The 13,384-nt window shown below is 71.1% G+C and carries 15 protein-coding genes and 1 riboswitch; of the genes, 9 read left to right on the plus strand and 6 right to left on the minus strand.

The genetic code is table 11. The features are described from left to right. The first annotated feature begins 18 nt into the window (after positions 1-18). The 6 genes from ABFX55_RS08785 to ABFX55_RS08810 all read left to right on the plus strand — a co-directional run bounded on the left by ABFX55_RS08785 (position 19) and on the right by ABFX55_RS08810 (position 6,831). Complete coding sequence (locus tag ABFX55_RS08785) at positions 19-522, plus strand: double zinc ribbon and FHA domain-containing protein (protein ID WP_183661383.1); 504 nt, start codon at positions 19-21, stop codon at positions 520-522. Then, positions 519-1,172 (plus strand): transcriptional regulator FtsR, encoded by a 654-nt coding sequence (gene ftsR, locus ABFX55_RS08790; protein WP_346119406.1) that lies wholly within the window; start codon positions 519-521, stop codon positions 1,170-1,172. The genes ABFX55_RS08785 and ftsR overlap by 4 nt, the downstream gene beginning before the upstream one ends. A 276-nt stretch (positions 1,173-1,448) precedes the next feature. Next, complete coding sequence (locus ABFX55_RS08795) at positions 1,449-1,919, plus strand: bifunctional nuclease family protein (RefSeq protein ID WP_183661379.1); 471 nt, start codon at positions 1,449-1,451, stop codon at positions 1,917-1,919. Positions 1,920-2,112: 193 nt separating this feature from the next. Beyond that, complete coding sequence (locus tag ABFX55_RS08800) at positions 2,113-2,733, plus strand: MerR family transcriptional regulator (protein ID WP_183661376.1); 621 nt, start codon at positions 2,113-2,115, stop codon at positions 2,731-2,733. A gap of 31 nt (positions 2,734-2,764) precedes the next feature. After that, positions 2,765-2,857, plus strand: a riboswitch (glycine riboswitch). Positions 2,858-3,002: 145 nt separating this feature from the next. Further along, on the plus strand, positions 3,003-5,843 hold the full coding sequence (gene gcvP, locus ABFX55_RS08805; RefSeq protein WP_346119408.1) for an aminomethyl-transferring glycine dehydrogenase: 2,841 nt from the start codon (positions 3,003-3,005) through the stop codon (positions 5,841-5,843). 157 nt (positions 5,844-6,000) lie between these two features. Then, a complete protein-coding gene (locus tag ABFX55_RS08810) occupies positions 6,001-6,831 on the plus strand; it encodes a hypothetical protein (protein ID WP_346119410.1) in 831 nt (276 codons plus the stop codon). On the opposite strand, the gene ABFX55_RS08815 is transcribed toward ABFX55_RS08810, so the two are convergent. Then, positions 6,815-7,168, minus strand: coding sequence for a hypothetical protein (locus ABFX55_RS08815; RefSeq protein WP_183661370.1), 354 nt, complete (start codon positions 7,166-7,168; stop codon positions 6,815-6,817). The genes ABFX55_RS08810 and ABFX55_RS08815 overlap by 17 nt on opposite strands. Before the next feature lie 174 nt (positions 7,169-7,342). Between ABFX55_RS08815 and ABFX55_RS08820 the strand changes: the two genes are divergently transcribed. After that, positions 7,343-7,933, plus strand: coding sequence for an alpha/beta hydrolase family protein (locus ABFX55_RS08820; protein ID WP_346119412.1), 591 nt, complete (start codon positions 7,343-7,345; stop codon positions 7,931-7,933). 4 nt (positions 7,934-7,937) lie between these two features. Here ABFX55_RS08820 and ABFX55_RS08825 read toward each other — a convergent pair whose 3' ends face one another. Beyond that, positions 7,938-8,135 carry a DUF5999 family protein gene (locus tag ABFX55_RS08825; RefSeq protein WP_183661366.1) on the minus strand — a complete coding sequence of 66 codons (198 nt, stop codon included), beginning with the start codon at positions 8,133-8,135 and terminating at the stop codon, positions 7,938-7,940. Between the two features lie 240 nt (positions 8,136-8,375). After that, positions 8,376-8,936 (minus strand): TetR/AcrR family transcriptional regulator C-terminal domain-containing protein, encoded by a 561-nt coding sequence (locus tag ABFX55_RS08830; protein WP_346119414.1) that lies wholly within the window; start codon positions 8,934-8,936, stop codon positions 8,376-8,378. Positions 8,937-9,093: 157 nt separating this feature from the next. Between ABFX55_RS08830 and ABFX55_RS08835 the strand changes: the two genes are divergently transcribed. After that, positions 9,094-9,492 (plus strand): hypothetical protein, encoded by a 399-nt coding sequence (locus ABFX55_RS08835; protein ID WP_346119416.1) that lies wholly within the window; start codon positions 9,094-9,096, stop codon positions 9,490-9,492. Here the strand turns inward: ABFX55_RS08835 and ABFX55_RS08840 are convergent. Then, a complete protein-coding gene (locus ABFX55_RS08840; protein WP_346119418.1) occupies positions 9,446-10,537 on the minus strand; it encodes a DmpA family aminopeptidase in 1,092 nt (363 codons plus the stop codon). The genes ABFX55_RS08835 and ABFX55_RS08840 overlap by 47 nt on opposite strands. Before the next feature lie 442 nt (positions 10,538-10,979). Between ABFX55_RS08840 and ABFX55_RS08845 the strand changes: the two genes are divergently transcribed. Further along, positions 10,980-11,777: a class I SAM-dependent methyltransferase gene (locus ABFX55_RS08845; protein ID WP_346119420.1), complete on the plus strand. Its 798-nt coding sequence runs from the start codon at positions 10,980-10,982 to the stop codon at positions 11,775-11,777. A gap of 64 nt (positions 11,778-11,841) precedes the next feature. On the opposite strand, the gene ABFX55_RS08850 is transcribed toward ABFX55_RS08845, so the two are convergent. Together ABFX55_RS08850 and ABFX55_RS08855 are read right to left on the minus strand one after the other, a co-directional pair. Further along, positions 11,842-12,393 carry an LLM class flavin-dependent oxidoreductase gene (locus ABFX55_RS08850; protein ID WP_379479158.1) on the minus strand — a complete coding sequence of 184 codons (552 nt, stop codon included), beginning with the start codon at positions 12,391-12,393 and terminating at the stop codon, positions 11,842-11,844. A 266-nt stretch (positions 12,394-12,659) separates the two neighbouring features. After that, positions 12,660-13,226, minus strand: coding sequence for a DUF1062 domain-containing protein (locus ABFX55_RS08855; RefSeq protein ID WP_346119424.1), 567 nt, complete (start codon positions 13,224-13,226; stop codon positions 12,660-12,662). Positions 13,227-13,384 lie beyond the last annotated feature (158 nt).

Below are 13,384 nucleotides of genomic sequence, written 5' to 3' on the forward strand. Positions count from 1 at the left end.
AGGAGGCCGAGCCGATCGATGCCGAGCGTCTACTGTACGCAGTGCGGTCATGCCAACCCCGAGGATGCCCGTTTCTGCTCCCGGTGTGGGTCGCCGCTGACCAGACATGAGGTCGCCGGAGACACCACCTCGACGATCTCCGTCGCGGGAATCGAGGCGTATGAGGCGGAGACGGCAGACGCTCTCCTCGCCGAGCGGGCCGCGGTCGAGCAACTGCCCCCTGGCGCGGCGCTGCTCGTCGTCACGAGGGGGCCCAACGCGGGCAGCCGCTTCCGCCTCGACCGTGACCTGACCACCACGGGCCGCCATCCCGAGAGCGACATCTTCCTCGACGACATCACCGTCTCCAGGCGGCACGTGGAGTTCTACCGCCATCCCGGCGGCGCCTTCACCGTCCGCGACGTCGGCAGCCTCAACGGCACCTACGTCAACAGGGAGCGCATCGAGGAGGTTCCCCTCCACAGCGGCGACGAGGTGCAGATCGGCAAGTTCCGCCTCGTCTTCCTCACGCGGGGCGCATGAGTCCCCAGGCGGCGCGCTCGCACATGAGCATCGGGGAGGTGCTCGCCCTGCTGCAGGGCGAGTTCCCCGACGTCACCGTCTCCAAGATCCGCTTCTTGGAGAGTGAGGGGCTGATCGAGCCCGAACGCAGCCCCTCGGGGTTTCGCAAGTTCACCTACATGCACGTCGAGCAGCTGCGCTTCATCCTCACCGAGCAGCGCGACCACTACCTGCCGCTGCGCGTCATCAAGGACAAGATGGCCGAGGAGCTCGGCCGTCCGCGCGTGGTGCCGGAGGTCAAGGAGGTGCGGCTCAGCCGTGCCGAGCTGCTCGAGGCCAGCGGCCTCGACGAGGAGGCGCTCACCGAGCTCGAGGACTACGGCCTGCTCGCGCCCGTCGCGCGCCGCTACGACGAGGACGCGCTGAAGATCGCGCGCAGCGTCGGCGCCCTGGCCAAGTACGGCCTGCACGCCAGGCACCTGCGCGCGGTCAAGGCCGCGGCCGAGCGTGAGGCCGGCCTGGTCGAGCAGAGCGTGGCTCCCATTCTCAAGCGCCGCGCCCCCGGCGCCATCGGCGAGGCCGACGAGGTGGCGCGCGAGCTCTCGGGCCGGCTGCTCGAGCTGCACGCGGCCCTGCTGCGCGGCTCGGTCCGCTCCGTCCTGGGCGGCTGACCTCCGCACTTCCAGCCGGTAGGCCTGGGCGCCGCCTGGCGGCCGGACCTCAGCGCTCGCCCGCTCGCCCCCGCCCCCTCCCTCGGCCGGGTGCCGGACGGGGCCCCCGATCCCGTGGAGCGGGCTGACCTGGCGAGGAAGGCGAGGTAGGTTGTCGGCGATGCCATGGGGCAGGGGACATTCCACGCCCTCCGGGTGTTACGTTGAATTGCGGAAGAGCGGCCAAACTATTGCGGAGCCCCCTGGGGTCACCGGTCAGTGAATTCGGAGCAGCCCGTGTTGCAGATGGAGGTAGTGGGCGTTCGCGTAGAAATGCCCACAAATCAGCCGATCGTTCTGCTCAAGGAGGCGCAAGGGGAGAGGTTTCTCCCGATCTGGATTGGTATGACCGAAGCCACGGCCATCGCGCTCGCGCAGGCGGAGGAGCCGCCGCCGAGGCCGTTGACGCACGACCTGTTCCGCGACGTGCTGAGCGCGCTCGGGGTCGGCCTGCGCGCGGTCAACATCGTCGCTCTGCGTGACGGCATCTTCTTCGCCGACCTGGTCTTCTCCAACGGCGTGGAGGTCTCGGCGCGTCCTTCCGACTCCATCGCCCTGGCGCTGCGCACGGGTGCGCGGATCTTCGCCAGCGAGGAGGTCGTCCAGGAGGCCGGGGTGATCATCCCTGATGACCAGGAGGATGAGGTGGAGAAGTTCAGGGAGTTCCTTGACACCATCACGCCCGAGGACTTCGGGCGGGCTGGGTAGGACTCCCTTTGTGAGCGCCCGAACCCTTGGCCAACACCTGGGGTCGGCATTTCACTGCATTTACGCTTCACGACGCGCCGAGCCGGATCGTTGACTGCGGATGGTCACGGTCCTACGGTGCAAGTGAAACCTGTGGTTGTTATTGACGAACCCCCAGATCAGACCACGGGATGAGAGAAAGCCGGAGGTCCGCGTGGCGGTCAGCAGCGGCGAGGGAAAGACGGCCGGCCAGGAAGACCCGGTGCGGCGCGAGAGTGCGCGCCAGCGTGCCGGGGAGCAGGGCCTGCTCTTCGACGAGCAGCCCGCGACTCTGCCTGGCGACATCGGCTATCGCGGCCCCACGGCCTGCGCGGCGGCCGGCATCACCTACAGGCAGTTGGACTATTGGGCCCGCACCGGACTGGTGGAGCCCACGATAAGAGCCGCGCAGGGCTCGGGCTCCCAACGCCTCTACAGTTTCCGCGACATCCTGGTGCTCAAGGTGGTCAAACGCCTCCTCGACACCGGTGTGTCGCTCCAGCAGATCCGCACCGCCGTCCAGCACCTGCGCGACAGGGGCGTCGGCGATCTGAGCAGGATCACGCTGATGAGCGATGGAGTGAGCGTCTACGAGTGCACCTCGCCCGACGAGGTCATCGACCTGTTGCAGGGCGGTCAGGGAGTGTTCGGGATCGCGCTCGGCAGAGTCTGGCGCGAGGTCGAGGGATCGCTCGCGGAGCTGCCGGGGGAACGGGCGGCGGTCGAGGACAACGTCCCGGCCGACCACCCCGCTGACGAGCTGGCCCAGCGCAGGAGGGCCCGGAGACTGGGCTGATGTGCGATCGCTGGTAGCCTGGAGATGCTGACGACCCCGTGCGGGAGAGTCCCCGGGAAAGCCGGGGCGCCGAAGGAGCAAACCTCCCCGGAATCTCTCAGGCACCCTGTACCGCTCGGGTGAGGCAACTCTGGAAAGCAGCGCGCCAGCCAGGCGTGTCTCACCGACGGTGCAAGTCCGCGTCCACGCGGGCGAACCTCTCAGGTTGATGACAGAGGGGGAGATCCGGCATACGCCCGTGCTCTCCACCAGCCTTGGGAGGCAGTTCCATGACCGAGCCCCTCAGCGACCTCGCTGCGCCGCCTTTCGCGACCCGTCACATCGGGCCCTCCGACGCCGAGCAGGCCAGGATGCTGGAGGCGGTCGGCTTCGAATCGGTCGCCGACCTGGTGGCGGTGGCGGTGCCCGAGGCCATCAGGGCCAAGGACCAGCTCAGGTTGCCCGCTGCGGCGAGCGAGACCGAGGTGATCAGTGAGCTGCGCGCGCTCGCGGACCGCAACCGGGTGCTGACCTCGATGATCGGCCTTGGCTACTACGACACGATCACGCCCGCCGTGATCCGCCGCAACCTGCTGGAGAACCCGGGCTGGTACACCGCCTACACGCCCTACCAGCCCGAGATCTCGCAGGGCCGCCTCGAGGCGCTGCTCAACTTCCAGACCGTCGTCTCCGACCTGACGGGCCTCGACGTGGCCGGCGCCTCCCTGCTGGACGAGGCCACCGCCGCCGCCGAGGCGATGACGCTGGCGCGCAGGGCAGGCAGGTCCAAGAGTGACGTCTTCGTCGTCGACGCCGACGCCCTGCCGCAGACCAAGGCGGTGCTGGCCACCCGCGCCGAGCCGCTGGGCATCTCGCTCGTCGAGAGCGACCTGGAGGGCGAGCTGCCCGAGTGCTTCGGCGTGCTGGTGCAGTACCCTGGCGCGTCGGGCCGCCTGCGCGACTTCCGCGCCGTGGCCGAGCGGGCGCACGCCGGCGGAGCCCTGGTGGTCGCCGCCGCCGACCTGCTGTCGCTGACCCTCGTCACCGCCCCTGGAGAGCTGGGCGCCGACATCGCGATCGGCTCCTCGCAGCGCTTCGGCGTGCCGTTCGGCTTCGGCGGGCCGCACGCCGCCTACATGTCGGTCCGCGAGGGCCTGCAGCGGCAGATGCCCGGCCGCCTGGTGGGCGTCTCGGTCGACGTCGACGGCGACCCCGCCTACCGGCTGGCCCTGCAGACCCGCGAGCAGCACATCCGCCGCGAGAAGGCCACCAGCAACATCTGCACCGCCCAGGTGCTGCTCGCGGTCATCGCGGGCATGTACGCCGTCTACCACGGCCCCGAGGGGTTGCGCCGCATCGCCAGGCGCACCCACCGCTCGGCCGTCACGCTCGCGCAGACGCTGCGCGCCGGCCGGGTCGAGGTCGTCCACGACGACTTCTTCGACACCGTGCTCGCCCGCGTGCCCGGCAGGGCCGCCCAGGTCGTGGCCGCCGCCGCCGAGCGCGGCGTCAACCTCTGGCAGGCCGACGCCGACCACGTCTCGATCGCCTGCGACGAGAAGACCACGCTGGCCCACCTGGAGCAGGTCGCCGCCGCCTTCGGCGTGAGCGCGTCGCTGACCGACCTGGCCCCCGAGGACGGCCTGCCCGAGGCGCTGACGCGCGAGAGCGACTACCTCACCCACCCGGTCTTCCACACCCACCACTCCGAGACCTCGATGCTGCGCTACCTGCGCAGGCTCCAGGACAAGGACATCGCGCTCGACAGGTCGATGATCCCGCTCGGCTCCTGCACGATGAAGCTCAACGCCACCACCGAGATGGAGCCCATCACCTGGCCCGAGTTCGCGGGCATCCACCCCTACGCCCCGCTCGAGCAGGCGGGCGGCTACGTCGAGCTGGTCGAGACCCTCGAGGGCTGGCTGGCCGAGGTGACCGGTTACGACGCCGTCTCCATCCAGCCCAACGCGGGCTCGCAGGGCGAGTTCGCCGGGCTGCTGGCCATCCGCGCCTACCACAGGGCCAACGGCGACACCCACCGCGACGTCTGCCTCATCCCCTCCTCCGCGCACGGCACCAACGCCGCCAGCGCGGTCATGGCGGGCATGCGGGTCGTGGTCGTGGCCTGCGACGACAACGGCAACGTCGACATGGACGACCTCGACGCCAAGATCGCCAAGCACGCTGAGCAGCTCGCCGCGATCATGGTGACCTACCCGTCCACGCACGGCGTGTACGAGGAGACGATCACCGAGGTCTGCGCCAAGGTCCACGCGGCGGGCGGCCAGGTCTACGTCGACGGCGCCAACCTCAACGCGCTGGTCGGCCTGGCCAAGCCGGGCGAGTTCGGCGCCGACGTCTCTCATCTCAACCTGCACAAGACCTTCTGCATCCCGCACGGCGGCGGCGGCCCCGGCGTGGGCCCCGTGGCGGTCCGCGGCCACCTGGCGGCCTTCCTGCCCGGTCACCCGCTGGCGCAGGGCTCGCCCGTGGGCCCCGTCTCGGCGGCGCCGTACGGCTCGGCGGGCATCCTGCCGATCTCCTGGGCCTACGTCAGGATGATGGGAGGCGAGGGCCTCAAGGCCGCCACCGAGCAGGCCATCCTGTCGGCCAACTACCTCGCGCGCCGCCTGGCCCCGCACTACCCGGTCCTCTACACCGGCCGCGGCGGCCTGGTCGCCCACGAGTGCATCATCGACCTGCGACAGATCACCAAGGAGACGGGGGTCAGCGTCGACGACGTCGCCAAGCGGCTCATCGACTACGGCTTCCACGCGCCGACCATGTCCTTCCCCGTGGCGGGGACGCTCATGATCGAGCCGACCGAGAGCGAGGACCTGGCCGAGCTCGACCGGTTCGTCGAGGCGATGGTCGCCATCCGCGGCGAGATCGCCAAGGTGGCCGACGGCTCGTACGACAAGAGCGACAACCCGCTGCGCAACGCCCCGCACACCGCGGAGTCGCTGGTGGCCGACGAGTGGGCCCACCCCTACACCAGGACCGAGGCGGCCTACCCCGTGCAGGACCTGAGGGACGGCAAGTACTTCTCGCCGGTGCGGCGGATCGACCAGGCCTACGGGGACCGCAACCTCGTGTGCTCCTGCCCGCCCCTGTCGGCCTACGAGGACTGACCCCCCTTCGGACGTGCGGCTTCCCCTACGGGAGGCCGCACGTTCGGCTTCGCAGGGTCGGGCGCTGACCAACAGCCGCACTCAGGATGGTCATGTCAGGCGACGCGGCGGCGCGAAATCGTTAGGCTCGGCGTTGATCGCCGTCGAAGGAGCCTTCTTGACGTCCCCCGAACTCGACACCGAGCTGCACACCGGCCCGCTCGAACAGGCCCGTCGTCTCGCCGAGAGCGGCGATCTCGAGGCCGCGGCCGAGATCTTCGCCCAGCTGGCCGCCGACCCCGAGGGACGCGACAGGGCGCAGGCGGCCGTGGGTCTCGCCGTGGTCCTGGAGGAGCGAGGCGATCTCGAGGGCGCCAGGTCGGCGGCGCGTACGGCGCTGGCCACCGGCCATCCCGAGTACGCCGCGCAGGCCGCCTGCCACCTGGCCAGAGGCTTCGAGCGCGACGGCCAGGACGAGCAGGCCCGAGGGGCCTGGCAGGCCGTCCTGGGCGTGGGCACGGCCGCCTACCTGCCGCTGGCGCACCTGGCGCTGGCCCGCCTCGCCGACGGCGAGGAGGAGGCCGAGCGGGAGCTGCGGGCGGCGATCTCGGTCGGCGACCCGGAGCTGAGCTGCACGGCGGCGCAGGAGCTGGCCGAGCTGCTGCTGGATCGCGGCGAGCCGGGGGAGGCGGCCGCGGTGCTCGTCGAGACGCTGCCGCTGGCCCAGGGCGCCCAGGCGGGGCGGCTGCGGGTACTGCTGGGCATCGCGCATCTGGAGCTGGCGTGCGCGGAGTTCGCGGGGGTGGTCGAGGACGCCGCCAGGGGCGAGGGCGCGGAGGCAGAGTCCACCTCGCTGGCCATCGAGCTGCTGGCCCGTACGCTGCCGCTGAGGGGCAGGGCCGACGACGCCGAGAGGGTCTGGGCCTACGGCCTCTCGCACGCCGACGAGGAGCTGGTCGAGCAGGTCAGGCTCCGCCTCGACAGGGACGAGCTCAGCTCCGGCGCATGACCGCGCCGGCCGCGGCGATGTTGATGATGACGATGCTGACCCACACCATGGCCAGGCCGATGAGGCCCGCCTGGCTTCCCGCGATCGCCGACAGGGGGATCGCCAGGACCAGTGAGCCGACGGTGATCGGCACCATCGCCCCGCTGCCGATGTCGTCGCTCTTGCCCTTCTTCTTGGCCTTGGCCGGCCGCTGGGCATCCACCTCGGCTTTGACGCGTTCGGCGATGGTGGCGTCCAGCCTTGCCACGAACGACTCGACGAGTGCGGCCTCGTAGTCGGGTCCCAGGTGCTTGCGGGTCTCGAGGGTTGCCTGCAGATCGTCGTGGATGTCAGACATGCCGCCAATGTCCCACGTACTGGGGTCTGTCGCCATCCTTCCTCGGGACGAGACCGGCCTTCCCCCGTATCCGGGTTTTCCCGGGGTGCGGGAAGGGAGATCCGAGGGTCGGTCCCGAGGCGCGGGCCGCGAGGCGGCGGGTGCGGCAGGTAGCGGCCCCGCTACCGTGGACGGATGGAGATCATGACGCCGCGGGGGGCGGCGCTGGCCGAGGTCGACGAGGCCGAGCGACCGAGGCTGCTGCTGGTGCTCACCCATGGCTCGGCCGGCGGGGTGGAGGCGCCCGATCTGCTGGCCGTGCGCGAGGCGGCGCTCGGGATGGGCGCCACGGTGGCCAGGGTGACGCAGCCGTTCAGGAGGGCGGGGGCCAGGGCTCCGGGCTCGCCGGCGCGGCAGGACGAGGCGTGGATCGCGGTGCTGCGGGAGCTGGTCGCGCGCCATCCGGGGCTCCCGATCGTCCAGGGAGGGCGGAGCAACGGGGCCAGGGTGGCCTGCCGTACCGCTGGGGCGGTGGGCGCCGACGCGGTGGTGGCGCTGGCCTTCCCGCTGCATCCGCCGGGCAGGCCCGACAAGTCACGGGCCGACGAGCTGCGGGCCGCGGGGGTGGACGTGCTGGTGGTGAACGGGGACAGGGATCCCTTCGGCGTGCCCGACGCCGCTGACGCCGCACGCCTGGTTGTGCTGCGGGGCGAGGGGCACGATCTCAAGAAGGACCCCGCGAAGGTCGGCGAGGTGGTCGCCGACTGGCTCGCGGGGCGTTACTGAGGGCTCAGGCTGCGCCGACCAGCGGATGGGGCCGGTGCGGGGCGATCGCGTCACCGCTGGGCAGCAGCTCCCCGGTGTCCTCGAACAGGACCACACCGTTGCACAGAAGGCTCCATCCCTGCTCGGGGTGGGAGGCGAGGGTACGTGCCGCCTCGCGGTCGGGAGCCTCAGCAGCCGGACAGGCCGGGTCGTGCGGGCACATCGGCGTGCCTCCGATATCTCTTGGGTGGCTCCCCGCACTGGGCAAGCGGCGGGGGAGCGGCTCGGGCTGTTTCGTATTCTGCGCCAAGTGTGCGGCGTGCGTCACAGTTTCCGACATAGCCCGTTCGGACGATTCAAGGAGGATCCCCGGGTGGTTCAGATCGTGTGACCCACGACACAGGGTGCCTTACGCGAGATAACGGTCCAACGTCGACACGCTGACGTTGTGGTAAACCCTCGACTACCCGCCCAGCCCGCGCAGCATCGCGTCCATGCCGCGCTCGAAGTCGGCGTCGGCCCTGGCGTCGCGACGCGTCCAGGTGTCGCGCTCGGGATCGGCCCATCCCGACTGCTGCACCTCCACCGCGACACTGCCGAAGACGAAGGCCCGCAGCGAGCGCACCGCCTCGGCGGCGTCGCTGAGCCCCGCGCCGGTCAGTTGCTCGGTCTGCTCCATGATGGCGATGGCCGTGGCGCCCTTCGGGGGTTTGGTCAGCGCGAGCGCGAGCACCCCTGGATGCTCCCTGAGCGCCTCGCGCTGCGCCCTGCACCACTGCCTGGCGGTCTCCTGCCAGGTGGGGGCAGGGTCGACCTGGATCGCGGTGACGTGCTCGGCCAGGGCGTCCATGAGCGCCTCCTTGCCCCTCGGCAGGTGGTGGTAGATCGCCATGGCCTCCACCTGCAGCGCGTCGCCGAGCCTGCGCATGGTGAGCCTGCGCAGGCCCTGACCGTCGGCGATGTGGAGTGCGGCGTCGATGATGCGCTCACGAGACAGCGGGACGGGTGGTCGCTTGGCGGGCATGGAGATCATCCTGCCATACTTTGTAAAGGCGGTCACTCGTTTCGCCCGGCGTGTACGCGGCCGGCCTCCTGGCGCGCAGGGGGGCGGGCCCCGAGTGGGTGTTCGGGCCGGGGACGGCGTACGCTACCGCTGGCAACGAGTGAAAGGGAGCTGTCCGATGGCGTTTTTCCGTCCGCGTGTGAGCCGTGAGGCCGAGGTGCGCTTCCACGCAGACCAGGAGATCTCCAAGAGCTTCCCCGAGCTGCTCGCCAAGGCCAGGCAGGCCGAGGCGGTGCTGAGCGAGCTGCGCGCCGCCGGCGCTCCCGAGCTCGAGCTGCGCGCCGCCGGCCTCCACTTCGACAAGGCGCTCACCGACGCGCTGCGCGCCGCCGAGGCGGGGCAGCGGGCGACGTTCGGCGTGAAGTCCTACGACGACAGGCTCGCCCGCCGCAAGGCCAAGGCCACGCCCAAGGGCGCCATGTGGACCGCCGAGGTCGACAGACTGCGCACGCTGCGCGAGGCCAACCGCCTCACCGGGATCCCGCGCCTGCCCCGTCCTGTGCCAGCAGCTCGATGAGCCTGCCGATCGGCAGGGCGGGCGAGCGGTGCCCGTTCCTGCCGATCATCTCCTCCGCGCCCGTGAGGGCGTTGAGCACGGCCTCCTCCACCGCCTGCACCACGGCGGTGTAGAAGGGGTCCATCCGGCCCCACGGCACGAAACGCAGGCTCTGGTATTCGTCGTGGACGGTGAAACCGCTGGTCAGGGCGCCCTCGTTGGCCGTGGAGAAGGCCAGGAAGATGTCACCTGAGAAGTGGCTGCCCGTGGTGCCCGTCCTGGCCAGGCCCATCGGCACCCTGCGCGCCAGCGCCTTGCACTGGCCCGGCAGCAGCGGCGCGTCCGTGGCCACGACGACGATCACCGAGCCCGCGCCCGAGGGGGCGAACCAGTCGGTGGTGGCCATCGGGTCGTCGTCGAGCAGCGAGGGGCCGACTCTGTGCCCGGCGACGGTCAGCTCGTGGCGGCTGCCGAAGTTGGCCTGCGCGAACACTCCCACGGTGTAGGTGTCGGGGCCGTGGCCGACCAGGCGTGAGGCCGTGCCCGAGCCGCCCTTGAAGGAGTAGCAGTTCATGCCGGTGCCGCCGCCGACGTTGCCCTCGGCGACGGGGCCCGTCGCCGCCGCCTCGATGGCCTGGGCGGCGTGCTCGGGCCGTACGTGGGGGCCGTTGATGTCGTTGAGGTAGCCGTCCCAGGTCTCGGCGACCACGGGCAGCAGCCACTGCGCGGCCAGCCCCGGGTGGCGGGTGGCCACCCAGTCGATGACGCCTCGGTGGATGGTGCCGACGGCGTGCGTGTTGGTGATCATGACGGGCAGGGTCAGCGCGCCGCTCTCCTCGATCCAGGTGACGCCGGTCATCTCGCCGTTGCCGTTCAGCGAGTGGGTGCCCGCGGCGCACGGCAGGCCGACCTTCCGCCTTCCCCTCGGCAGGATCGCGGTCACGCCGGTGCGCGCGTCTGCCTCGGTCAGCGTCACGTATCCGACCTCGACGCCCGGAACGTCGGTGATGGCGTTGTAGCGGCCGTGGCGACCATCAAGGGTGAGCGGCAGGTCGCGGGCTCTCATGCTGATCTCCTCAGGTTGTCGCACCGGGTGGCGACGCGGCTCGCGGGCGCTGCCGTAGGTGAGGCGGTGCGGCCGACGAAGGGTTCGGCCGGCTGCCGCTGGACGCCGCGCGTGTCGCGCCGTCCGGTGTCTCGGCAGGACCACCTCATTGTTCGGCACTCAGACCGACGACGGCAAGGTGCCCTGCGCGCGTCACCCGCCTCGCGTCGCCTCCTGCGATGCGCACCGCTGACCTGCTCAGGCCTGGTGGACGTCGGCGGGGTCGGCCCCCTCGAGCCTGCATCGTGCGAGCGACGCCGCGCGGCGGGCCCGACTGATCGTCAGCCGGCCTGGTTGAAGCGGGTTTTCAGGTGGCGTGCGATGGGGAGGTGCCTGCGTACGGCCTTCGGGGGTTGGGGTGTGCGGCACCGCGCCCTCACAGGCGCGCCGGAAGGAGCAGAGCATGGGGTTCGAAGAGCTCAAGAAGCGGCAGAGCGTCATCTGGGGCACCGGCCCTTACGAACGGCTGCCGGAGCACTACCAGCCGCTGCTCGACCACGTGGCGCGAGCGCTCGACGTTCGCCCGGGAGAGCGAGTGCTCGACGTCGCGACGGGGACAGGGGCACTGGCGACGTTGCTGGCGCGCGCCGGTGGCCAGGTCACCGGGGTCGATCTCGCGCCCGCGCTGATCACGACCGCGAAGCGGCTGGCCGCCGACGACGGCCTCGACATCGCCTACGAGGTCGGCGACGCGGAGAGCCTGCCGTATCCGGAGGCGAGCTTCGACGCCGTCGGGTCCAACGTCGGATCGATGTTCGCGCCCGACCACGAGGCCGTCGCCAGGGAGCTGGCGCGGGTCTGCAGGCCAGGAGGCCGGCTGGCGCTCGGGCACTGGAGCGACGAGCGCGGTGTCGTGGACATGTTCAACGTGATGAAGCCCTTCATGCCTCCACCGCCGCCAGGGGCCGGCTCGCCGTTCCAGTGGGGGAAGCGCGAGTACGTCGAGCAACGCCTGGGCGAGGACTTCGAGCTCCGTTTCGAAGAGGGGGACGCGCCCCAGGTCAGCGAGTCGGGCGAGGAGGTGTGGGAGCTCTTCTCCACGGTCTACGGGCCGACGAGGACGCTCGCCGAGTCGCTCGACCCCGACCGGCGTGAGGAGCTGCGCCGCGCGTTCGCCGAGTTCTTCGAGGGCTACAGGAACGAGCAGGGCGTTCACCAGCCCCGGCCGTACCTCGTCGTCGTCGGGACCAGACGCGGCTGAACGGGGGTATGACGGGCCCCGCCTGGACCGCCCGGTGACGGAGAGGCTCATCCGTTGATCCGGTTCATCGGCCGGCCTCGTCGGGCGGACGGCGTGGCGGGGCCTGTTCGCCCGGCGCGGGCAGCAGGCCCGCCAGCGCCTCCAGGCTCGCTACCCCGCCGGGGTCGGCCTCGGTGCTCACCGGCACCAGCGCCACCTCGTCGACGCCGGCCGCCGCGTGGCCGTCCAGCCGCTTCCTGACCGTCTCGGCGTCGCCCAGCAGGGCGACCTCGCGCAGCAGCTCGTCCGGGATGGCGGCCATGAGCTCGCGCGGATGCGGTCCTGTGCGAGCGAAGGCCACGATCTCGGCGAACCCCGCCTCGGTGAACATCTCGCCGTAGCCGGGCGCGGCCAGGTAGCCCACGACGGCGCGCCTGATCCGGTCGATCGCCTCCCCGCCGGGGTGCACGGCCGTCGTCACCCAGGCCGCGGTCCTGGTGCCGGGGCCGGCTTCGGTCCCCGCGACGTCGGTGAGCCGCTCGACCAGCCGGGCGGCGGAGGCGGGGGTGACGAGGTTGAGGACCATCCGGTCGGCCCTCGCGGCGGTCCGCACGGCCGAAGGGCCGAAGGCGGCCACCGCGAGCGCAGGTCACAGGTACGGCGGGCGCCACGCAGGTGGAGGGCGCGCGCACGGCGCTGACGCTCAACATCGGCGGCAGCTGCACCACGGTCGCCACGTTCGTCCTGACCCGCTGACCTGCTCGGCTCTTCGCCGTCTCCGGTGCCGGTTTCCACCCGCGCACCGAGGGTGGCCCGCCCGCGATCTGCTCCGCCGACGTGCGGGAAGCAGAGCGCGGGCGGTGACGGGCCGGCAGGCCCGGACGCGGCGCGAGATCCGGGCGGCTACATCGCCCCGCTCCCGCCCTGAACGACGGGAAGGACGACGAAGGCGAAGTTCGTGGTCGTGGTGCGGTTGAGGCGGACCTCGGACTTGATCCGGCGTTCGATCTCGCCCCGGCTGATGCCGAGGCCGTGGGCGATCAGCCGCTCAGGGCGGATGGGCACGGGGTCGAGGAACTCGACCTCCACCCGGATCGGCCAGCCCGGGTCGGCCGGTTGATCCGTTGGCGGCGTGTGCAGACGCCATGCGTCCTTCCAGTCGAGGCTGAACCGGTTGCGCCGGGCGATCAACGGGTCCAGGAGCGTCTCGATGACCAGCGCTTGATCGTTGGTCTCGAACGCGTGGAGCTGGACGGGATCCACGGAGCGGACCGGGACTCGCTCACGTACTGTGATCTTCGAGGTCTGGTCGCAGGAGACGCAGTGGACGAGCAGCCACACGTCGAGCAGCTTGCCGTTGGCGTTCACCCGGAACTTGCCCTCCGCGACGGTGGCCATCGCTGATCGGCATTCCAGGCAGTGGAAGCGCAGCAGGGGCAGGCGGGTCCGCCGTACGGTCCAGGACAGCACGGAATGATCTCTATGGGGTTGTGAAGACATGATCTCTCTCGGGCCTGACAAAGGCCGTCGTCACACGGCCTGAAAACGCTGAAGAGCCGGGACGTCCCGGCAGAGCCGACAGCTGCGGCGCGCAGGAACGGGACAGCCCGGTAGTGCCGACGGAGTCG

The organism is Nonomuraea roseola, from assembly GCF_039535395.1.
Taxonomy (GTDB): domain Bacteria; phylum Actinomycetota; class Actinomycetes; order Streptosporangiales; family Streptosporangiaceae; genus Nonomuraea; species Nonomuraea roseola.

Bases quoted from the DNA above. Each gene is read 5' to 3' on its own strand.
- ABFX55_RS08785 (WP_183661383.1), top strand. From the start codon at position 19: ATGCCGAGCGTCTACTGTACGCAGTGCGGTCATGCCAACCCCGAGGAT.
- ftsR (WP_346119406.1), top strand. From the start codon at position 519: ATGAGTCCCCAGGCGGCGCGCTCGCACATGAGCATCGGGGAGGTGCTC.
- gcvP (WP_346119408.1), top strand. From the start codon at position 3,003: ATGACCGAGCCCCTCAGCGACCTCGCTGCGCCGCCTTTCGCGACCCGT.
- ABFX55_RS08815 (WP_183661370.1), bottom strand. From the start codon at position 7,168: ATGTCTGACATCCACGACGATCTGCAGGCAACCCTCGAGACCCGCAAG.
- ABFX55_RS08820 (WP_346119412.1), top strand. From the start codon at position 7,343: ATGGAGATCATGACGCCGCGGGGGGCGGCGCTGGCCGAGGTCGACGAG.
- ABFX55_RS08825 (WP_183661366.1), bottom strand. From the start codon at position 8,135: ATGTGCCCGCACGACCCGGCCTGTCCGGCTGCTGAGGCTCCCGACCGC.
- ABFX55_RS08830 (WP_346119414.1), bottom strand. From the start codon at position 8,936: ATGCCCGCCAAGCGACCACCCGTCCCGCTGTCTCGTGAGCGCATCATC.
- ABFX55_RS08835 (WP_346119416.1), top strand. From the start codon at position 9,094: ATGGCGTTTTTCCGTCCGCGTGTGAGCCGTGAGGCCGAGGTGCGCTTC.
- ABFX55_RS08840 (WP_346119418.1), bottom strand. From the start codon at position 10,537: ATGAGAGCCCGCGACCTGCCGCTCACCCTTGATGGTCGCCACGGCCGC.
- ABFX55_RS08845 (WP_346119420.1), top strand. From the start codon at position 10,980: ATGGGGTTCGAAGAGCTCAAGAAGCGGCAGAGCGTCATCTGGGGCACC.